Below are 20,086 nucleotides of genomic sequence, written 5' to 3'. Positions count from 1 at the left end.
GTCGCTCGCCATTCCTGTCCCCGGCCCCGACCGGCATCTCTCCGGTGGAGAGATGCAGGGGCCGTCGCCCGGAGGCGCAAGCCGCAGGGCGAGGGGCGCCAAGCCTTCCCGAACGGCTGCATCGGCCGGGCGCCGTCTCGACCCGGCGTCTGCGCCTCGGAGGTCACACCCCCCCTCACACGCTCGCCGGATCGTCCGCCCGAACCTCCCCCACATCCCGCCAGACCGAGGGGATCCCCCGGTAATCCTTCCACCCGAAATGCAGGTCGTATTCCCGCCCCTTCAGCCCCGGCAGCGTCAGCGGGTCGAGCCCGTTCCACGGGAGGAACGGATTCCGCCGCAACTGCCCGTGAATCTCCACCCGCACCGTCCGCTTCGCGGAGGGCGCCCGGGCGTGAAAGCCGAACGTGTCCGCCACGACAAGCGTGTTCGCCTTCACCGCCACGCGCCGCGGCGGCGCATAGCCGAGCGCCGCAAGCTCGTCGGGCCGGATGCGGAAGGAGCCGTGGGAATGATGCGCCCGCCCCTCCGCCCGCGCGGTGAGGCTCCGGCGATGCTCCCAGTCCAGCCGTTCCGGCGTCAGCCGGTGCGAGCCGGGCGCGAACATGAAGGGCCCGTCCTCCTCCGTCACGTCATGGAGGAAGAGCCAGTATTTCGCCGTGGAATGGAACGTGTCGGCATGGAGCGCCGCTTGCGGGTCCTGCGGGCCTCGCTCCGGCTCCGCGATCACGGTCTGCACATGATGGAGCGCCGCGCCCGTCCGCCCCGCCACATAGCCGGCGAGCCGCGCCAGCGCCGGGTCGAAGGCGACGGCGCTCGCCTGCGGCAGGCGGGCCCGCGCCGAGGCGGAGAGCGGGATCATGCGGGTAACGGTCCGCCCCTGCCGCATCTCCCGCGCCCGGTGCGGCCCGCCGAACACTTCCGCCCGCACCGCCTCGAAGAGACCGGCCGGCAGATAATCCGGCCTGATGACGAACCCGTCCCGCTCATAGGCTTCGCGGTCTGCCTCCGGAACCGGAATGAACCGCCGCCGGAACGCCGCCATCCGCGCGGCGGCGGCGACGCGGGCGCGGTGGAGGCCCAGCTCGTTCAGCCGGCGCGAGCCGAGCACCGGATTGGCCGCGAAGGACTTTTCGGCGGTGAACACCGCCGCCGTCCAGCCGACTGCCCGGAAAGGGGTCAGGAGGTTCATCGGAGGCTCCTGCATCAATCGCCGAATAGTAGGGCCGGCGGGCGGAGAAGGCCAGCGTTGCCTGCCCGCGCCCCTCCTTGCGAGCGCCGCAGTCCCGGATACCGATCGTTAGCATCTGAAGCGCATGGATGACGGCAATTCACAGGTTGGCGAGGACCTCATCGCATGAGCGAAGCACCAGGCAAGAAGGCCCGACTGTCCAACGTCGCGCTGTCGAGGGTCATCTCGGTGACCATGATCGCCTCGCTCGTCGCCACGTCCGTCGTCGTCGGCGGCGCCGTGGTTTTCATGACGAGCGAGCAGAACCGGCTCGGCGCGGAGCGAACCCGCGTCATGATCGCTTCCGAGGTCAACAGCGTGAGGAACGAGCTGGAGCTACTGGTAGAGGACTATTCCAACTGGACCGAGCTGCTCGCTGCGATCTCCGAAGATGACAAGCGCTGGCTCTACGAGAATTCCGGGGTCAGCGTGCCGACGCTGGAGGGCATGGACCTCAACGTCGTGGCGCCCGGCGGCGGCGCCGAGCCCTTCGGGTGGATCGAAGACAGCGGCGAGGAGCCTATGGAGGGGCTCGTTCCGCCCGATCTGCAAGCCGCGCTTCGCGCCGCTCTCGAGGCGCGCCCCGCGGAGAGCCCTGGCCAGGTTGGAGGCTTCGCTCGCCTGAACGGAGAGCTCTGGTATCTCGCGACGACCTGGATCAACAAGACGGGGGTCAAGTCCCGCCCGCTGCAGTCCGATCCGCCGTCGCATATCTTCGGCCGGAGGCTCGACGCCGACCTCATGGGCGAGTTCATGGCCTCGACCTTCGTCGACACGCTGCGCCTCGTCGATACGCCGCAGGAGGGGGAAGACCGGATCGCGCTGACCGGTTTGTCGGGCGAGCCCGTGGCCTATCTGGTCTGGCCGCAGCCCGCGCCGGGGACATCCCTGCTCAAGAGGCTCGCCGCTCCGCTTCTCCTGACGATGATGGCGCTGGCCGCCGTGCTGCTGATCGCGCGTTCCGTCATCACGGGCTCCGCGCGCAGGCTCGAACGCGCGCTTTCAGCCGCGCAGGCGGCGGACAAGGCGAAGACCGAGTTTCTCGCCAATATCAGCCACGAATTGCGTACGCCTATGAACGGCATCATCGGCGTCGCGGCCATCATGAAGACCACGCCGCTGAACGACAAGCAGCAGCACATGGTCAAACTGATCGCTGATTCCGGCGCCGCCCAGATGCGCATCATCGAGGACCTGATCGACGTCTCGCGCATCGAGTCGGGCACTGCGAGCCTGATGCTGGCGCCGTTCGACCTGCATGAAACGGTTTCCAGCGTCGTCGACCTTCTGCGCGGCTCGGCGGAGGCCAAGGCGCTCGAGTACAAGTTCGAGTCGAATGTCGGGCCGGGCGTGGTGGTGCTGGGAGATGGTCAGGCGCTCAGGCAGGTCCTGACCAATCTGATCAGCAACGCCGTCAAGTTCACGGACGAAGGTCACGTCGCCATCGCGCTGGACTGCGAGGTGCGGCGCGACGAGGCGAACCTGTCTCTGACGGTCATGGACACCGGCCCCGGCATCGCGCCGGAGCATCGAACCTTGATCTTCGAGCGTTTCGCGCAGGTCGATGCGAGCAAGTCTCGCCGCAAGGGCGGCTCCGGGCTCGGGCTTTCGATCTCGAAATCGCTGGTCGACATGATGGGAGGCCGGATCGAGGTCGAAAGCGCCCCCTTCGGCGGCTCGCTGTTCCGGGTCGCGGTGCGGCTCGAACTGGTTCGCGCTGAACTCTCGAAGGCCGCCTGAGCATGTGCAAACTGGATACAGGGAGACAACAAGATGACCGCAATGGCTGACGCCGGCGCCCATGCCGACGTCCTCGTCGCCGAGGACGACCCCACCAATCTCTTCGTCATGCAGACGCTTCTTGAAGCGTTCGCCTGCGTGGTCGTGACCGCCGCCAACGGCGTGGAGGCGGCAGAGCGGGCGACGATCGATCATCCGAAGCTGATCCTGATGGACATCAGCATGCCGAAGATGGACGGGGTCGAGGCGGCGCGGAAGATCCGCCGTGAAATGCCGAATGCGCGGATTCCGATCGTCGCCGTCACCGCCAACGCGACGCGCGAGCAACGCGCCGAGTGCGAGGCGGCCGGGTTCGACGACTTCCTCGTGAAGCCGGTCGACCCGGAGGCGCTCAAGGCCGTTGTCGAGAGGTATCTCGTCTGATCCGGCATGGGGCTCTTCACCTTCGGCCTGAAGGTTCAAAGCCCCCCTGCCTCCCGCAACGCCGCCTCCAGCCGCGCCGCCCGCGCCTCCTCCCCGGCCACGAGCGCGAAGACCCAGGCATGCGTCAGGTGAAACCGCCGCGCCCCCGCCTCGGCGCCCTCCGCCGCGATCTCGTGCAGCGCGGAAAGCCGCGGCGCCGCCTCCGCCCGCCCGTGAAGCCGGACGAGCTCCGCGTCGAGCGCCGCTCTCTCCACCTCAGCCGGCGAGCCGCGAAGCCGCCCAGGCGTGGAAGGCGTGGGTCGGGCTGTCCATGACGGGGGAGAAGACGCCGCCCGCGAAGCCCGCCGCCCCGCGCCCCCTCTGCATCCCCTCCGTCACGAACACGTCCTCCGCGAGGACGGACTTCCACCGCTCCGCATTCTCCGCCCGCATCGCGCGGAACCGCTCGCCCTTCGCCGCCTCCTCGGTGGCGTAGTAGATCTCGATCCGCTCGACGGTCCGGTCATGCGCCAGCGGCTTCAGATGCGCGGCCCAGACATGGTCGCGATGCACGGCGAAGAAGGTGTTGGGATAGAAGCAGGGATATTCCGCCGCCGTCCCCCAGCGCTCCGGCAATCCCTCGAAATCCGGGAACGGAACCGGCCCGTAATCCGGCGCATAGACGAGCGTGCCCTGCCCGGAATAGCCGCCCCGCTCCTCCAGGTGATAATGATCCTCCAGCCGCGAATAGGCGGAAAGGCCGGGATGCACCCAGGGCAGGTGATAGCTCTCCGCATTGTTCTCCAGCACCAGCTTCCAGTTGGTGTTCAGGTCGAAGGAAAAGCCGCTTTCCGCCCCGCCATGGAAGATTTCCCGCCCCGCGAAGTCCCCGATCTGGGCCCGCAATCCCGCCGACCAGACCGCGAAATCCGGCGCCGCGCCGTCCATGTTCACGAACACGACGTCGAGCAGCATGGCGGAGCGGATCTCCGTCAGCCCCGTGGTTTCCGGGTCGATGCTCTCGTGCGCGTTGATCCCCGGCCCGCCCACATGCGGCGTCGCGCGGAGCCGCCCGTCGAGGCTGTAGCACCAGGAATGATAGGGGCAGCGGATCACGCCGCCGAAATTCCGCTTCTCCTCCACGAGGATCATGCCGCGGTGGCGGCACACATTCTCGAAGACGCGCACGCGCCCCTCCCGGTCCCGCACCATCAGGAGCGGGGCGCCGAGCCAGTCCACCGGGAGCGCGTCGCCCGGCTCCGGAACGTCGGCGCCGAAGCCGATGGAGGCCCAGCCGGAGTGAAAGAGCCGCTCCCGCTCCAGCGCCAGCGCCTCCGGGCTCGTATAGAGCGCGTTCGGCAACCCGCGCGCGCGGCCCACGGGCTGCATCACGGCGTCAAGTTCGGCGGCGAAGCGGGGCGTGGCGAACATGGGCGCTCTCCGGTCGGTCGATCCCCGCTTCTCGCCCCGTCCGCGCCATCCCGCGCGCGGAATCGCGACGGCGGGGCGGCGGGAATCGACGCTTCGCGGCGGAGAAGTCTCGGCCTGGGGCCGCCTGCTGCGCGCGAACAGAGCCGCCGCCAGCATCGCGTCCTGTTGTTTCTGTTTCCGGCCTTCCGGGGGCGAAGAATTTCGTGGCCGGCTATCCCGCGATCATCATTCGAGGCTAGGGAGGAGCCCCACATCGTTCGAGGCCGCCGCTTTGCTGATCGCCCATCTGTCGGACCCGCACCTACGCCCGACCGGGGAACTCTACCAGGGTCTGGTGGATTCCAACGCCATGTTCGACGCCGCGGTCAGCCACGTGAACGCGCTTGATCCGGCGCCCGACCTTGTGATCGTGACGGGCGACATCGTGGATCACGGCGCGCCGGCGGAGTATGAGCATGCCCGGTCGGCTCTGGCGGCAATCCGGCGGCCCGTCCTCATGCTGCCCGGCAATCACGATGAACGAGAGGCGTTCAGGGCGGCTTTCGCGGGCCGTGGCTACCTTCCGGCGACGGGGCCGTTGCACTTCGCCGCGGGAGATCATGGTCCGGTGCGCATCCTCGGTCTCGATATCACCATTCCCGGCGAGCACGGCGGCGAGGCGAGCGAGGAGGCATGCGGCTGGCTCGAAGCGAGGCTCCGGGAGGAGCCGGCGCGGCCGACGCTCGTGCTGATGCATCAGCCTCCCTTCCAGACCGGGATCGCCTGCATCGACGCTTACAACTGCCGTGGCGAGACGCGACTTGAGGCGATCCTGACGTCGCATCCTCAGGTCGAGCGGGTTCTCTGCGGGCACGTTCATCGGTTCGTGATGACCCGTTTCGCGAACACCGTGCTGGTGACGGCTCCGAGCACGACGACGGCGATAGCGCTCAGGCTGGCGCCGGACGCCGAACCGGCCTCCTTTGTCGAGCCGCCGGCGTTCCTTCTGCATCAGTGGCGAGGCGACGCGCTCGTCACCCATCTCGTGCCTGTGGGAAGGTTTCGGGGGCCTCTCCCGTTTTTCTGAGCCTGACAGAACCGAACCGCGAAAAGGTTCGCAGGCGAATCCGATGGAGCGCCCCGTTAACCCTTCCGGATCACGGTTAACCTGATCTCAATCATGCGTACCCTGTTCGTTCCCCTAGGGATGGTGTTCACACGATCGTCAAGCGCAATTTGTAGCGAGTCTGTCGAAAAAACTCGTTGACCGACTCCCCCCTGACACAACAAATGGTGGTCCCGGCGGCGAAGGCGCCCTTGATCTAGTGGGCTCGTCGGCGCGGCAAACAACGAACAGAACCGGCGCATCAGGCGCGCCGGCCAAAAGAGCGCGGCGGCATGCATCGGCGCGCACGGGAACATATGCGCCCAAAACGGGCCGAAGGGGACTTTGAGCGATGAAGATCGAGCGCCGATTCACCAAGCCCGGGCAGTCGCCCTACGCCGCCATCGCCTTCCGCAAGGCGACTTCCGAGATCCGCAACCCGGACGGCTCCACCGTCTTCAGGCTGGAGAATGTGGACGTTCCGGCGAAGTGGAGCCAGGTCGCCGCCGACGTGCTGGCGCAGAAATACTTCCGGAAGGCGGGCGTCCCCGCCGCGCTGAAGCCGGTGAAGGAAAAGGGCGTGCCCGCCTTCCTCCAGCGCGCGGAGCCGGACGAGAAGGCGCTGAAGAAGCTCCCCGAGGAGGCGCGCTTCGGCGGGGAGACGGATGCAAGGCAGGTCTTTGACCGTCTCGCCGGCGCCTGGGCCTATTGGGGCTGGAAGGGCGGCTATTTCTCCACCGAGGCGGACGCCGAGGCCTATTACGACGAGATGCGCTTCATGCTGGCCGAGCAGATGGGCGCGCCGAACTCCCCGCAATGGTTCAACACCGGCCTCCACTGGGCCTATGGCATCGACGGCCCGGGGCAGGGCCATTACTACGTCGATTTCGAGAGCGGGAAGCTCGTGCGCTCGGAAAGCGCCTATGAGCATCCGCAGCCCCATGCCTGCTTCATCCAGTCGGTGAAGGACGATCTGGTGGGCGACGGCGGGATCATGGACCTCTGGGTCCGCGAGGCGCGGCTCTTCAAGTACGGCTCCGGCACCGGCACGAACTTCTCCTCCCTCCGCGCCGAGGGCGAGAAGCTTTCCGGCGGCGGCAAGTCCTCCGGCCTCATGGGCTTCCTGAAGATCGGGGACCGGGCGGCCGGCGCCATCAAGTCCGGCGGCACCACGCGCCGCGCGGCGAAGATGGTGATCTGCGACATGGATCACCCGGATATCGAGGCCTTCATCAACTGGAAGGTGGTGGAGGAGCAGAAGGTCGCCTCCCTCGTCGCCGGCTCGAAGATGCACGAGGAGAAACTGAACGCCATCTTCGCCGCGATCCGCGCCTGGGACGGCGCGATGGCCGACGCCGTCGATCCGAAGAAGAACGAGGGCCTGAAGGCCGCGATCCGCGCCGCCCGCAAGGTCGCGATCCCCGACACCTACGTGAACCGCGTGCTGCAATACGCGGCGCAGGGCTTCGCGAGCATCGAATTCCCGACCTACGACACGGACTGGGATTCCGAAGCCTACATGACCGTCGCGGGCCAGAACTCCAACAATTCCGTCCGCGTGACGGACGCTTTCATCAAGGCCGTGCAGGCCGATGAAGACTGGGAGCTGCTTCGCCGCACCGACGGCAAGGTCGCCAAGCGCGTGAAGGCGCGGGATCTCTGGGAGCAGGTGGCCCTCGCCGCCTGGGCCTGCGCCGATCCGGGCATGCAGTATCATGACACGGTGAACGACTGGCACACCTGCCCGGAGGACGGGCCGATCCGGGGCTCGAACCCCTGCTCGGAATACATGTTCCTCGACGACACGGCCTGCAACCTCGCCTCGATGAACCTCCTGACCTTCCTGAAAGGGTCGGAATTCGACATCGCGGGCTATGAGCATGCCTGCCGCATCTGGACCCTGACGCTCGAAATCTCCGTCCTCATGGCGCAGTTCCCGAGCCCGGAGATCGCGCGCCGCTCCTACGAGTTCCGCACGCTCGGCCTCGGCTACGCCAATATCGGCGGGCTCCTGATGTCCCTCGGCCTCGGCTACGACTCGGAGGCGGGTCGTGCGCTCTGCGGCGCCCTCACCGCGGTGATGACGGGCGTGAGCTACGCCACCTCGGCCGAGATCGCCTCCGAAGTCGGCGCCTTCCCCGGCTACCAGAAGAACGCGAAGCACATGCTCCGCGTGATCCGCAACCACCGCCGCGCCGCCTATGGCGAGGCGGAGGGCTATGAGGGCGTGGCGACGAAGCCCGTCCCGCTCGATCACGCCTCCTGCCCCGATCCCCGCCTTGTCGAGGCGGCCCGCGCGGCGTGGGACAGGGCCTTGGCCCTCGGCGAAAAGCACGGCTACCGCAACGCGCAGGCGACCGTGATCGCGCCCACCGGCACGATCGGCCTCGTCATGGATTGCGACACGACCGGGATCGAGCCGGACTTCGCGCTGGTGAAGTTCAAGAAGCTCGCGGGCGGCGGCTATTTCAAGATCATCAACCGCTCCGTCCCCGCCGCCCTCGCCGCCCTCGGCTATGGCGAGAACGCGGTCGAGGCCATCGTCGCCTACGCCGTCGGCGCCGGCACGCTGGCGAACGCCCCCGGCGTCAACCACGTCACGCTCGCCGCGAAGGGCTTCGACGCGGCGACGCTCGCGAAGATCGAGGAAAACCTCGCCGCCGCCTTCGACATCCGCTTCGTCTTCAACCAGTGGACCCTCGGGCTCGATTTCTGCGAGCGCGTGCTCGGGCTGAAGAAGGCGGAGATGGAGGCCCCCGGCTTCGACCTTCTCCGCGCCATCGGCTTCACGAAGGCGGAGATCGAGCAGGCCAACGCCTTCGTCTGCGGAACCATGACGCTCGAAGGCGCGCCGGGGCTCGACCCCGCGCATGTCTCCGTCTTCGACTGCGCCAATCCCTGCGGCCGGATCGGCAAGCGCTATCTCTCGGTCGAGAGCCATATCCGCATGATGGCCGCGGCGCAGAGCTTCATCTCCGGCGCCATCTCCAAGACCATCAACATGCCGAACGACGCGACGGTGGAGGATGTGAAGGCCGCCTATCTCCTCTCATGGGAGATGGGGGTGAAGGCCAACGCCCTCTACCGCGACGGCTCCAAGCTCTCCCAGCCGCTCGCCTCCGCCCTCATCGACGAGGAGGAGATGGAGGACGAGCCCGTACAGGCGCAGGTCGCCGCCGTGGCGGAGCGGATCGTGGAGAAGGTCGTCATCCGCGAGGTCGCCGCGAAGCGGGCGCGGGAGCGGCTGCCGGACCGGCGGAAGAGCTACACGCAGAAGGCCACGGTCGGCGGCCACAAGGTCTATCTCCATACCGGCGAATACGATGACGGCCGCCTCGGCGAGATCTTCATCGACATGCACAAGGAAGGCGCCGCCTTCCGCGCCATGATGAACAACTTCGCCATCGCGATCTCGATGGGCCTGCAATACGGCGTTCCGCTGGAGGAATTCGTGGAGGCCTTCACCTTCACCCGGTTCGAGCCGGCGGGGCTGGTGACCGGCCACGAGAACGTCAAGAACGCGACCTCGATCCTCGACTACATCTTCCGCGAGCTGGCGATCAGCTATCTCGACCGCACCGACCTCGCCCATGTGGAGCCGACCGGCCACCGCTATGACGAGATCGGCCGCGGCGAGGCGGAGGGCAAGCGCAACTTCACCGAGGCGGGGGAGGAGGCGCTGGCCCGGATCGAGGCGATCCGCGTCGCCGCCTCCAACGGCTACCATCGCGGCCGGATGCCGAAGGATTTCTTCGTGGTGACGGGCGGCCTCGCCCCGGTCGAGACCGGCTTCGCCGGCTCCGCCTCCGCCGCCGCGGTCTCCTCCGCAATGTCGGTGACCGAAGTCGCCGTCGCCGGCGAGGCGGTGATGAGCCGCCGGGCCGAGGCGCGGATGAAGGGCTACGAGGGGGACCCGTGCGGCGAGTGCGGGAACTTCACGCTGGTGCGGAACGGCACCTGCCTGAAATGCGACAATTGCGGCTCCACCACGGGCTGCAGCTGAGAGAAGGGGCGGGGAGACCCGCCCCGCCTGCACAGGCCGCAGGCGAGACCCGGGCAGAAAAGAAGCCTGACAATCAACAACACTCCAGGCGGCGCCCCATCGGGCGCCGTTTTTTTGCGCGAGGCGGGGGGCGCTCTCCGCCGGTTCAAGGGGCTCCACCGTCGTTCAGGGCGAACCGACAAAGCCCGGCGCCCCTCGCTTCATGGCGCCCGCCCCTGCGGCGGGGCAGGCGCTCTCCGCGGGTTGAAGCGGCTCGAATGGCGTTCGGGACGGGGCGACAAAGCCTTGCAACCCCGTGTCATGGCGCGAGCCAGGGGCGCCCGCGGCCTTCTTTTCGGCGCTCGGGCCGGGTCCGGCCGACTCGAGCCTCTTTGCGTCGCCCTCTCAGCCCGCCTTGCGGCGGCGGAAGATGCCGAGCGCCCCGAGCGCGCCGAGCAGCAGAAAGCCCGCCGGCGGCAGCGGCACGGCCGCCGAGTTCGGATCAATCACCGCGGAAAGCGCGCCGATATAGAGCGGGTCGGGGTCGAACGCCCCCGAGGCGAAGCCTGTCGCCGAGCCCGATCCATCGAACAGGACAAGGCCGCCGGAGCCCAGCGTGTCGGCGGGCATGAGATTGGCGATCTGGATAACGTTGATCGTGTCGTTGATTCCGAGCCCGAAGCTCGTGAGGTCGAACCCCGTCGCGTGTGCGCCTTCGCCCGTTGTGCCCGGCGAGACAGTATAGGCCTCGAACGCGTCGAAGGCCTCGAACCGCCAGTCGGAGAATGCGCCCCCGGACGTGCCGACCCGGACCATGTAGCCTTCATCCGCCGTAGAGCTGGAAGCCGACTCGAACACGACGAAATCGTCGCCGGCTCCATTCGTCAGCACGAGTCCGCCGGACCATGTGACCTCGAGTCCGTGCCGGCGGCTCTCGCCAAGATTGCTCCGGGGCAGGTTGAGCGCGCAGGCGAAGAGGCACGACGACCCGTCCGACTGCGTCACGCCCGCCTGCGCGTTCGCCTGCCTTCCGAGAGAAAGCGAGGGGTCGAAGCCCGGCTCGCCCACGAATCCTGAATTGGCGTTGCCCGAAACCGAGTTGAAGCCGACCGAGCGGGTAATCGAGTTCGGAAGGTTGGACGAGAACGTCGCCCCGCCGATCGTCGCCCCGTTCCCGAGCAGGCCGAACGTGTCCGGCGTGTCGTCCTGGTCAAAGGTGAAGGTCGCGAAGGTGAAGCTCGCCGCCTGCGCCGGAGCGGCCATGGCGAGCGGAATCGCCGCGAATGCGGCGAGGACTGCGTATTTCATGGTTTTCTCCCCAACAGATTTCGCCGAACGGGCGCTGGCAATACACTCACACTAAAGAAATGGTTAACACGAATCGCGCCTCGCGTGAAGCGTGCATGGCGGCGCGGCGGGGCGACCGCGAAACCCGGGTCGGGCCCGCCCTCGACCTGACGCGCGCATTCGAAACGCCTCCTCGAAATGCGGCCTCCGGCGTCAAGAAGGCTGCGGCCTCCGCGCCCCCCTACGGGATCGCGCAGCTCTCGCGCCCGTGGACGCCCTCCCCCGTTTTCGCGCCGCCGCGGAAGGGAGGACGGAGGCCCGGAGCGCGCGCCCTCACCGCCCCCGCATCGGGTCGCCCTTCCAGTCGAGGTTCTTCTTGCTCTCGATCACCCGGCTGATCGTGGCGAGCATGTAGGCCCGCAGCACCGCGTTCATCCGACGCTGATGGCCGAGGCCCATGGCCCGGAACCACCTCGCGACGTCCTCGTCGAGGCGGATGCTCACAACCTTCTGGGGCGGGCGAACCGGAATCGCAGCCTCGATCCGATCCCACTCCGCCGGAATGACATCGGTCTTGAGCCTGTATTGATCGTACCATGTCTGTAGATCGGCCAGCGTGCCGATCATCTCGACATAGGAGCGCTCCTCCCTGAGCGTCCGTTCGTTGTTGAACTCGTCTTTCGTGGGCATCCGGGCCTCCTTCTGGCGGCGCCGCATGCCGGGCGTAAACCCGGCGTTCACCTTTGCGCGGCATAATGACGGTAGGGCCGGTGTAGACAGGCCCGACGAGAAGGCTGCCCGAACCGGGTTGAGATTTCGCTAAGCCGGGCTGCTGCAATACGTTTGTAATACGTTTGTAATACGGTTTCTTACACGATCCGAGGGTAAAAACGTGTATGTAATCAACAGCTTGTCAGGCCAGGTCCGGAAAATCCGAATTTCCCCGGATTCCCCGCAACGCGCGCTGCCTCTCAGCCCCCCAGCGCCCCCAGCACCCGCGCCCAGCTCCGCGCCCCCTTGCGGAAGCTCGTGAGCGAATACTTCTCGTTCGGCGAATGGATGCGGTCGTCGTCGAGCCCGAAGCCGATCAGCAGCGAATTCATCCCCAGAATGTCCTGGAAATGCCCGACGATGGGGATCGAGCCGCCGCAGCCGCCGAAGATCGCCTCCCGCGGCCATTCCGCCGAAAGCGCGTCCCGCGCCGCGGCGAAGCGCGGGTCGTCCACCGGCATCACGATCCCCGGCGAGCCGCCCGCCTTGCCCTCGAACTCCACCGTGCAATCGGGCGGCAGCATCTCCTCGAACCGGGCGCGGAGCGCCGCGCGGATCGCCTCCGGGTCCTGTTTCCCGACCAGCCGGCAGGAAATCTTCACGAAGGCTTCCGCCGGCAGCACCGTCTTGAACCCGGCGCCGGTATAACCCCCCTCGATCCCGTTGAACTCCAGCGTCGGCCGCGCCCAGATCTGTTCGAGCGCCGAATAATCCCGCTCCCCCGCCGGTTCCGAAAGCCCGACCGCGCCGAGGAAGTCCTCATGCCGGAAGCCGAGCGCCTGCCATTGCGCCAGAATCTCCGGCGGCGTCTCCTCCACCCCGTCATAGAAGCCGGGCAGCGTCACCCGCCCCGTCTCGTCATGGAGCGAGGCGAGGATTTTCGAAAGCACGCGGATCGGGTTCGCCGCAGGCCCGCCGTACATGCCCGAATGCAGGTCCCGGTCCGCCGCCTTCACGATGATCGTCTCGCCCACCATGCCCCGCAGCATGGTGGAGATCGCCGGCGTCTCCGCGTTCCACATCCCCGTGTCGCAGACGAGCGCCAGCTCCGCCTTCAGCTCCTCCCGGTTCGCCTCGAGGAACGGGATGAGCGAGGGGGAGCCGGATTCCTCCTCCCCCTCGAACAGGAACGTGACATTGGCCGGCAGCCCGCCCGTCTCCGCCTTCCAGGCGCGGCAGGCCTCGACGAAGGTCATGAGCTGCCCCTTGTCGTCCGCCGCCCCGCGGGCGCGAATCTCCGGCCCGCCCGGCCCTTTGGCGATGACGGGCTCGAAGGGCGGCGCCGTCCAGAGGTTCAGCGGGTCGACCGGCTGCACGTCGTAATGGCCGTAAAAGAGGAGATGCGGCCCTGTTCCAGCGGGCGTATGGCCGACGACCATCGGATGCCCCGGCGTCTCCCGCACCGATGCGTCGAAGCCGATCCCCCGCAGCTCCGCCGCCAGCCATTCCGCCGCCGCCTTGCAGGGCGCCTTGTAGGCCGGATCGGTGGAGATGCTCTCGATCCGCAGGAAGTCGAAGAGCCGCGCGGTCGCGGCCTCCGCATCGGCGTCGAGCCGGGCGAGAACGCGGGGCAGGGCGGGGTGGTCGGTCATCGGGCTCTCCTTCAGGCGGGAAGTCTTGCCGCGGCGCGGCGCCGCTGTCCACCGGCCCTTGAAACCCTTTGGCCGCGAACGACGTTACCATGGTGAATTTCGGAGGACCCTGAATGTTCCGCGTCGTCAGCCTCGCCGCCGCCCTCCTCGCCGCAGGCACGCCCGCGCTCCCCGAGGCGGCCGAGCCGCCCGCCGGCGGGTTTGTCTTCCGCTCCATCGAGGGCGGGGAGATCGCGCTTTCGGAACTTCAGGGGGCCGTCCTCGTCGTCAACACCGCCTCCATGTGCGGCTTCACCGGCCAATACGAGGGGCTTCAGAAACTGCAGGACGCCTACGGGCCGAAGGGCCTCACCGTCCTCGCCGTGCCTTCGGACGATTTCAACCAGGAATATGCGTCCGAAGAACAGGTGAAGGATTTCTGCGAGGTCAATTTCGGCCTCACCCTGCCGATGACGGAGATTACCCGCGTCCGCGGGCCGGAGGCGCATCCGTTCTATCTCTGGCTCAAGGCCGCCCACGGGAAGGAGCCGCGCTGGAACTTCAACAAGGCGCTGATCGACGGGCAGGGAAGGCTCGTCGGCTTCTGGGGCTCGACGACGAAACCCCTCTCGCCCGAAATCACGCGGGCTGTGGAAGGCGCGCTGGCGGGGACGTGAGCCGCCGCCCAACGGACTGAAAAGAGACCGCCGTTTGGTCGCCGGACTGAGGGCGGCCGTCGCCCGAGCGGCGAGAGCAGGGCCGCGACCGCCCCTTGGCGGGCGCCCTGACGCCCGGTTTGCAGGACTTTATCGGACCGCCCCGAACTCCGGTCGAGCCCATTGATCCGGCGGAGAGCGCCCGCCCCCCCGCAGGGGCGGGCGCGTGCTGAGCGCACGGGCCAGGTTCCGGGGGAGCCGACGACGACGCCCCGGCCGGGCTGAGACCCAGCGCTCACGCTCGCCCCTTGGCCCGGGCGACCAGCCCGGGCCGCGGCCTCCCTCCCGCATGGGAGGCCGCATCGCAACGGCGCAAGACGCGCAACCGTCGGAGTTCCTGACGCCATAAACCGCCAGGCCCAATCGCTCCGAGGCGGCCCCCCGAGGGAGGCCGCGGCCCTCCGCGCGCCGCTCCGGCGTCGCCCGCCCCCTCAGCCCCGCGAAATCCACCCGCCGCCGAGCACCCGCTCGCCGGCGTAGAACACCGCCGCCTGCCCGGGCGCCACGCCCTCCTCCGGCGTGAGCAATTCCAGCGCCGCGCCGCCCGCTTCCGGAATCACGCGGCAGGGAACCGGCGCGCGGGCGGAGCGGAGCTTCGCCTCCGCCTCCCATCCGCCCGCGGGCGCATCGGAGAACGCGCCCGGCCCGATCCAGTTGACCTCCCTGAGCGCGACCCGCCGCACCGCCAGCGCCTCCCGCGGGCCGACGATCACCCGCCGCGTCTCCGGCTCCAGCTTCACGACGAAGAGCGGCTCGCCCCCCGTCTCCCCCCCGCCGAGGCCGAGCCCGCGCCGCTGCCCGATCGTGTAATGGATGATTCCGGGATGCTCGCCCAGCGCGCGACCGTCCACGTGGACGATCTCCCCCGGCTCCGCCGCGCCGGGCCGCAACTTCTCTATCACCGCCGCATAGCCGCCCGAGGGCACGAAGCAGATGTCCTGGCTGTCCGGCTTCTCCGCCACCGAAAGCCCGAATGAAGCCGCCAGCGCCCGCGTCTCCGCCTTCGAGGCGAGGCCGCCGAGCGGGAAGCGGAGATAGCCGAGCTGCTCCCGCGTCGTCGCGAAGAGGAAATAGCTCTGGTCCCGCGCCGTATCGGCGGCGCGCAGGAGCGCCGGCCCGTCCGCCGCCTCCGCCCGCCTCACATAATGCCCGGTGGCGAGGCAATCCGCCCCGAGATCCTGCGCCACCGCCAGAAGGTCCCGGAACTTGACGCTCTGGTTGCAGCGCACGCAGGGAATCGGCGTCGCCCCCGCGAGGTAGGTCTCCGCGAAATCCTCCATCACCGCCTCGCGGAAGCGGCTCTCGTAGTCGAGCACGTAATGCGGAAAGCCCTCCGCCTCCGCCACGCGGCGCGCGTCCCTGATGTCCCGCCCGGCGCAGCAGGCGCCGGCCTTCGCCAGCGCCGCGCCATGGTCATAGAGCTGGAGCGTGACGCCGACGACGTCATAGCCCTCCCGCGCCAGCATCGCCGCGACGACGGAGGAATCCACCCCGCCCGACATCGCGACGACGACGCGCGTATCCCGCGCGGGCTTCGCGAGGCCGAGGCTGTTGAGGGGGGCCGATCCGTCCATCGCGCTCAGATAGCCCCGGCGCAACGCCCCCTCAACCCCGTTCACCAGACGTTAGGAGGGAACGGGAATAATCCGCCTCGGTTCTGCGTTGTGTGTGTGGGAGCGTTTCAAGATGCAGAAGATCGTGCCTTTCCATGAGCGGCGTGACGAAAAACAGCTGCAGCAGATGCGGGCGGACCTGCCGCCCGCGGACACGCGCCGCTGGGTCGCGAGCCGCAAGGCCGCCGTCGTCGCCGCCGTCGAGGCCGGCGCCATCTCGGAGACGGAGGTGATGCGGCGCTACGACCTGAGCCTCGAGGAGCTCAACCTGTGGCGCGACTCCCTTTCCCGGCACGGGCCGAACGCGCTGCTGGTGACCAAATTGAAGCATTTCCGCAACACGCATGGCGAGTAATTCGTTCCTGGTTAACCAGCGGTAACACGTCGTTTACCTTTTTTCCCCTAACGTGGCATCAATCTTAACGGGTGCTCCACGGAAGGGATGAACGACATGCGTGTGCTTTTGATCGAGGACGATCATTCGACCTCCCGCAGCATTGAAATGATGCTGTCGAAGGCGAATCTGAACGTTTTCGCGACGGACCAGGGGGAAGACGGCATCGAGCTGGCCAAGCTCTACGACTACGACCTGATTCTTCTCGACATCAATCTGCCTGACATGTCGGGCTACGAAGTGCTGAAATCCCTTCGCGTCGCGAAGGTGGAGACCCCGATTCTCATCCTTTCCGGCCTTTCCGAGACGGACGACAAGCTGCGCGGCTTCGGCTTCGGCGCGGACGACTACATGACGAAGCCCTTCAACCGGGACGAGCTGGTGGCCCGCATCCACGCCATCGTCCGCCGCTCGAAGGGCCATGCGCAGTCCGTGATCTCGACCGGCAAGGTCGCGGTCAACCTGGACGCGAAGACGGTCGAGGTCGGCGGTTCGCCCGTGCACCTCACCGGCAAGGAATACCAGATGCTGGAGCTTCTCAGCCTCCGCAAGGGCACGACGCTGACGAAGGAGATGTTCCTCAACCATCTCTACGGCGGTATGGACGAGCCGGAGCTGAAGATCATCGACGTCTTCATCTGCAAGCTCCGCAAGAAGCTCTCCGCGGCGACGGGCGGCGACAATTACATCGAGACGGTCTGGGGCCGCGGCTACGTCCTGCGCGACCCGGCGCCCGTCCACTCCCCGGCGACCCGCGCCGCCGCGATGGCCTGATCGCGCCGGACGGGGGCGCCGGGCGCCGGCGCATGACCGGGAGCGGGCGCGCTCCCGGCTCGCCCGCCCTGTCGCGCCGTACCTGACCGACCTTCGAACGGCCCCGGTCGCGGCAACGACGACCGGGCGCCCGCTCGTCACGTCGAAAGAAAAGAGAAGACCGCGTGCGCCTTCCGCTCAGCGCCCTGGCGCGCCGGAAGCCGCTGGTATCCCGTAGGTCCGCCAAATCTCCACTTCAGCCAATCTCATGCGAACTCAGAAAGCTAATTGATTCATAGAGATTTGTGGAACCGCTGATTCAACCCATTGCAATCCGTCTCATCCGATCCCATCCTCGATGGCGGGAAAAATGGCGGGAAGGGCTGGTGGGAAAAATGGCGGGAAGGAGAGGGGTGTGACGAAGCTGACCGCGGCGAAGGTCCGGGCGCTAGAATCCCCTGGCATGTATGGCGACGGCGGCGGGCTGTATCTCTGCGTTGGAAGCGGGGATGCGCGCTCATGGATTCTCCGCACGATGGTCCACGGCAAGCGCCGGGAACTCGGGATCGGCTCCGCCTCACTCATCCCGCTGGCGGAAGCGCGGGAGGCGGCGCAGGCATTACGCAAGGTGGCGCGGCAGGGCGGCGACCCGGATACGGTCCGGAAGCGCGAAAGCCTGACCTTCGAAGCCGCGGCGAAGCGCGTTCACGCCAACCTCCTGCCGACCTTCCGGAACGCGAAGACCGGGGAGAACTGGCTCGCCTCGATGGAGAACCACGTCTTCCCGATCATCGGCGCGCGCCCGATCCATACGCTCGGCCCGGCGGATGTGCTGAAGGTGCTGACCCCGCTCTGGACTGAGACGCATGAGACGGCGCGGCGCTTGAAGCAGCGCATCGCCTCCGTATTCGATTGGGCGAAGGGGGCCGGCCAGTATCCGGACGAGAACCCGGTCAACGGGCTGAAGAAGGCGCTCCCGCAAGTGAAGACGCGGGCGGAGCATCGCGCGGCGATGGACTGGCGCGACCTTCCAGCCTTTATGGCGGAGCTGCGGGAACGGGACGGGGTTTCGGCGCGGACGCTCGAATTCCTGATCCTCACCGGGCTTCGTTCCGCGGAGGTGCGAGGCGCACGGTGGTGCGAGATCAAGGATGGCGTCTGGACCGTTCCGGGCGAGCGGATGAAACGCGGCCTTCCCCATCGCGTCCCCCTCTCCAAGCCCGCGCTGACGGCGCTGGAGGCGGTGAAGGGGCTGGACGAAGACCTGATCTTCCCCTCTGTGCAAGAAGCGGCGCGTGGCAAGGCCAAGGTGCAGTCGGTCAACGTATTCAGCGCACTTTTCAAGCGGATGGGGCGCGAAGGCTTCACGACGCACGGCTTCCGCAGCACTTTCCGCGACTGGTGCAGCGAAAGCGCCAAGGCCCCGCGCGAAGTGGCGGAGGCGGCGCTCGCTCACGCCACCGGCGACGCGGTGGAGCGGGCTTATGCTCGAAGCGATCTTTTCGAGAGGCGGCGGGCGTTGATGGACGCCTGGGGGCGGTATGCCACCGGAGCAAGAGGAGCTGGGGAGAGCAAGCAACGATGACAGAGCCTCTCAAGCTACACAGCGAGGTCGTATTCCCGATCCCATTGCCGGACGGGACGGCGCTTAAGGTGGTGAAAGTGAGGAAAGGAATACTAATAGGCACGCTCAATTTGGTTTATGAAAGCATCGAGGAGGCGCGGAGTTCTAAGATCGCGCAAAACATTCACCCTTATGGTCATGACTATAAGATCATGGGTTTTGGTGAGTTATATATAGCAATATTTCGTTGCAAAGATGTATTATACGAAGCAAATGTGATAGATAGAGATGGGAATTTAATGCCATCGAATGTGGCGCTCGCCTTAGAAGTTATTTACGAATACGAAATTGCTCCAGAATATGAAGAATTAGATAATATTATAAAAAACGAAGATGCATGGCTAGCTCTGATTTATACAACTCATTTCTGTGAAATATTTTCAAGAGAATGGCTAGCATCTGCGTGTCTTTCAGCATATTTTCTCGAATACGATGATTTCGCATTCGGACAGCTATATTCGATGCTTCAGCTAAAGATCGACCATGAATTGGATGCTCTGCGGGGCAAAAAAAGTGTCGAAAGCGCAAGCTCGGGTGGACAGGCGCGCCAAAGGGCTTTTGCAGCCGAACGATCGGAAATTCTCAACAAAATGGAAGAGTTGGTTGATTCTGGTCATTCGATAGCGAACTCTGCGAGGCTCGCGTTCAATGCCGGCCGCGGCGCTAGCGCCGAAGCAAACCGACGCGCTTGGTCCCGATATAGGAAGTCGAAGAAGTAGGGACAGCGCCGGCCACTGTCCCTCTCTTGGCCGCTACGTCTCACGCATCATCAATCATGCGCGAGACTTGACCTGCCACTGAACTTTCATCCAGCGGCGATTGGAGCCTTGGCCTTTTCTGTTACGCCGTAGGGCGCGGGTTGAGCAACCGCCGGAGACGCGAAGCCCTTATCGAGCGAAGCGTCGGAGGCGGTTGCGGCGAGGGCTCCGGCGAAGGCCGCCGGGGTCTGGTAACCGAGTGAGGAATGGGGCCTCGCGGTGTTGAAATCCTCTCTCCATTCGGCGATGGCGCTGCGGGCATGGTCGAGGCCGAAGAACAGGCTCTCGTTCAGAAGCTCGTCGCGCATCCGGCCGTTGAAGGACTCGACATAGCCGTTCTGCATCGGATTTCCTGGCGCGATGCAACGCCATTCGACGCGATGATCCTTCGACCAGGCGAGGATGGCGTTGGACGTTAACTCATTCGGGCGATGGCCCTCATCGTGATCCGAGACGATCATGTCCGGCTTGCCGCGAAGGCTGATCAGATCGGTCAGTTCACGCGCCACCCGACGACCGGAGATCGACGTGTCCGGGATCGCGGCCAGGCACTCGCGCGTCACGTCGTCGACGATGTTCAGCACGCGGAACCGCCGCCCGCAGGCGAACTGGTCATGCGCGAAGTCCAGCGATCCCATTGCCCGGCAGGCGATTTGGCGAAGCCAAATCTGCCGAGAGGGGGCGCGCGTTCGGCTTCGCCTCGACGAGGATCGGCGCCCGGGCGCCAAC

General features: G+C 66.8%; 16 protein-coding genes and 1 pseudogene. 9 read left to right on the top strand and 8 right to left on the bottom strand.

What is annotated here, in order from left to right; translation table 11 throughout:
- Nucleotides 1-175 precede the first annotated feature (175 nt).
- The gene (locus ACE37J_RS22010; RefSeq protein WP_409716113.1) at nucleotides 176-1,192 is read right to left on the bottom strand and encodes a phytanoyl-CoA dioxygenase family protein; all 1,017 of its coding nucleotides are present in this window, start codon (nucleotides 1,190-1,192) and stop codon (nucleotides 176-178) included.
- 165 nt (nucleotides 1,193-1,357) lie between these two features.
- Between ACE37J_RS22010 and ACE37J_RS22005 the strand changes: the two genes are divergently transcribed.
- A complete protein-coding gene (locus ACE37J_RS22005; RefSeq protein ID WP_409716110.1) occupies nucleotides 1,358-2,971 on the top strand; it encodes an ATP-binding protein in 1,614 nt (537 codons plus the stop codon).
- 33 nt (nucleotides 2,972-3,004) lie between these two features.
- Complete coding sequence (locus ACE37J_RS22000) at nucleotides 3,005-3,394, top strand: response regulator (protein ID WP_409716107.1); 390 nt, start codon at nucleotides 3,005-3,007, stop codon at nucleotides 3,392-3,394.
- A gap of 35 nt (nucleotides 3,395-3,429) precedes the next feature.
- On the opposite strand, the gene ACE37J_RS21995 is transcribed toward ACE37J_RS22000, so the two are convergent.
- Complete coding sequence (locus tag ACE37J_RS21995) at nucleotides 3,430-3,648, bottom strand: hypothetical protein (protein ID WP_409716104.1); 219 nt, start codon at nucleotides 3,646-3,648, stop codon at nucleotides 3,430-3,432.
- A gap of 1 nt (nucleotide 3,649) precedes the next feature.
- On the bottom strand, nucleotides 3,650-4,804 hold the full coding sequence (locus ACE37J_RS21990; RefSeq protein ID WP_409716101.1) for an aromatic ring-hydroxylating oxygenase subunit alpha: 1,155 nt from the start codon (nucleotides 4,802-4,804) through the stop codon (nucleotides 3,650-3,652).
- Between ACE37J_RS21990 and ACE37J_RS21985 the strand changes: the two genes are divergently transcribed.
- Nucleotides 4,803-5,870: a phosphodiesterase gene (locus ACE37J_RS21985; RefSeq protein WP_409716202.1), complete on the top strand. Its 1,068-nt coding sequence runs from the start codon at nucleotides 4,803-4,805 to the stop codon at nucleotides 5,868-5,870. The genes ACE37J_RS21990 and ACE37J_RS21985 overlap by 2 nt on opposite strands.
- Nucleotides 5,871-6,240: 370 nt before the next feature.
- Entirely contained in the window at nucleotides 6,241-9,891 is a 3,651-nt protein-coding gene (locus ACE37J_RS21980; protein ID WP_409716098.1) for a vitamin B12-dependent ribonucleotide reductase, read from the top strand.
- Nucleotides 9,892-10,275: 384 nt separating this feature from the next.
- Here the strand turns inward: ACE37J_RS21980 and ACE37J_RS21975 are convergent, their stop codons facing one another.
- The 3 genes from ACE37J_RS21975 to ACE37J_RS21965 form a co-directional block, all read right to left on the bottom strand.
- Complete coding sequence (locus tag ACE37J_RS21975) at nucleotides 10,276-11,178, bottom strand: hypothetical protein (RefSeq protein WP_409716095.1); 903 nt, start codon at nucleotides 11,176-11,178, stop codon at nucleotides 10,276-10,278.
- Between the two features lie 312 nt (nucleotides 11,179-11,490).
- On the bottom strand, nucleotides 11,491-11,847 hold the full coding sequence (locus ACE37J_RS21970) for a BrnA antitoxin family protein (RefSeq protein ID WP_409716092.1): 357 nt from the start codon (nucleotides 11,845-11,847) through the stop codon (nucleotides 11,491-11,493).
- A 281-nt stretch (nucleotides 11,848-12,128) separates the two neighbouring features.
- Nucleotides 12,129-13,520 carry a M20/M25/M40 family metallo-hydrolase gene (locus tag ACE37J_RS21965; RefSeq protein ID WP_409716089.1) on the bottom strand — a complete coding sequence of 464 codons (1,392 nt, stop codon included), beginning with the start codon at nucleotides 13,518-13,520 and terminating at the stop codon, nucleotides 12,129-12,131.
- A 113-nt stretch (nucleotides 13,521-13,633) separates the two neighbouring features.
- Here ACE37J_RS21965 and ACE37J_RS21960 point away from each other — a divergent pair, with 113 nt between their 5' ends.
- Nucleotides 13,634-14,176, top strand: coding sequence for a glutathione peroxidase (locus tag ACE37J_RS21960; RefSeq protein ID WP_409716086.1), 543 nt, complete (start codon nucleotides 13,634-13,636; stop codon nucleotides 14,174-14,176).
- A 470-nt stretch (nucleotides 14,177-14,646) separates the two neighbouring features.
- On the opposite strand, the gene mnmA is transcribed toward ACE37J_RS21960, so the two are convergent.
- A complete protein-coding gene (gene mnmA / locus ACE37J_RS21955) occupies nucleotides 14,647-15,789 on the bottom strand; it encodes a tRNA 2-thiouridine(34) synthase MnmA (RefSeq protein WP_409716083.1) in 1,143 nt (380 codons plus the stop codon).
- 112 nt (nucleotides 15,790-15,901) lie between these two features.
- On the opposite strand from mnmA, the gene ACE37J_RS21950 reads away from it, so the two are divergent.
- From ACE37J_RS21950 to ACE37J_RS21935, 4 genes are all read left to right on the top strand, one after another.
- The gene (locus tag ACE37J_RS21950; RefSeq protein WP_409716080.1) at nucleotides 15,902-16,183 is read left to right on the top strand and encodes a DUF1153 domain-containing protein; all 282 of its coding nucleotides are present in this window, start codon (nucleotides 15,902-15,904) and stop codon (nucleotides 16,181-16,183) included.
- Between the two features lie 96 nt (nucleotides 16,184-16,279).
- Nucleotides 16,280-16,996, top strand: coding sequence for a response regulator transcription factor CtrA (ctrA, locus tag ACE37J_RS21945; protein WP_409716077.1), 717 nt, complete (start codon nucleotides 16,280-16,282; stop codon nucleotides 16,994-16,996).
- 394 nt (nucleotides 16,997-17,390) lie between these two features.
- A complete protein-coding gene (locus ACE37J_RS21940; RefSeq protein ID WP_409716075.1) occupies nucleotides 17,391-18,560 on the top strand; it encodes a tyrosine-type recombinase/integrase in 1,170 nt (389 codons plus the stop codon).
- Nucleotides 18,557-19,318, top strand: coding sequence for a hypothetical protein (locus ACE37J_RS21935; RefSeq protein ID WP_409716072.1), 762 nt, complete (start codon nucleotides 18,557-18,559; stop codon nucleotides 19,316-19,318). The genes ACE37J_RS21940 and ACE37J_RS21935 overlap by 4 nt, the downstream gene beginning before the upstream one ends.
- 86 nt (nucleotides 19,319-19,404) lie before the next feature.
- On the opposite strand, the pseudogene ACE37J_RS21930 reads toward ACE37J_RS21935, so the two are convergent.
- Nucleotides 19,405-20,086: pseudogene (locus tag ACE37J_RS21930) on the bottom strand (integrase core domain-containing protein); the annotation flags it as partial.

It is taken from the genome of Pikeienuella sp., from assembly GCF_046290545.1.
Taxonomy (GTDB): Bacteria; Pseudomonadota; Alphaproteobacteria; order Rhodobacterales; family Rhodobacteraceae; genus Pikeienuella.
The sequence above is the reverse complement of the archived record's forward strand: the minus strand, read 5'-3'. Positions and strand labels throughout refer to the sequence as shown.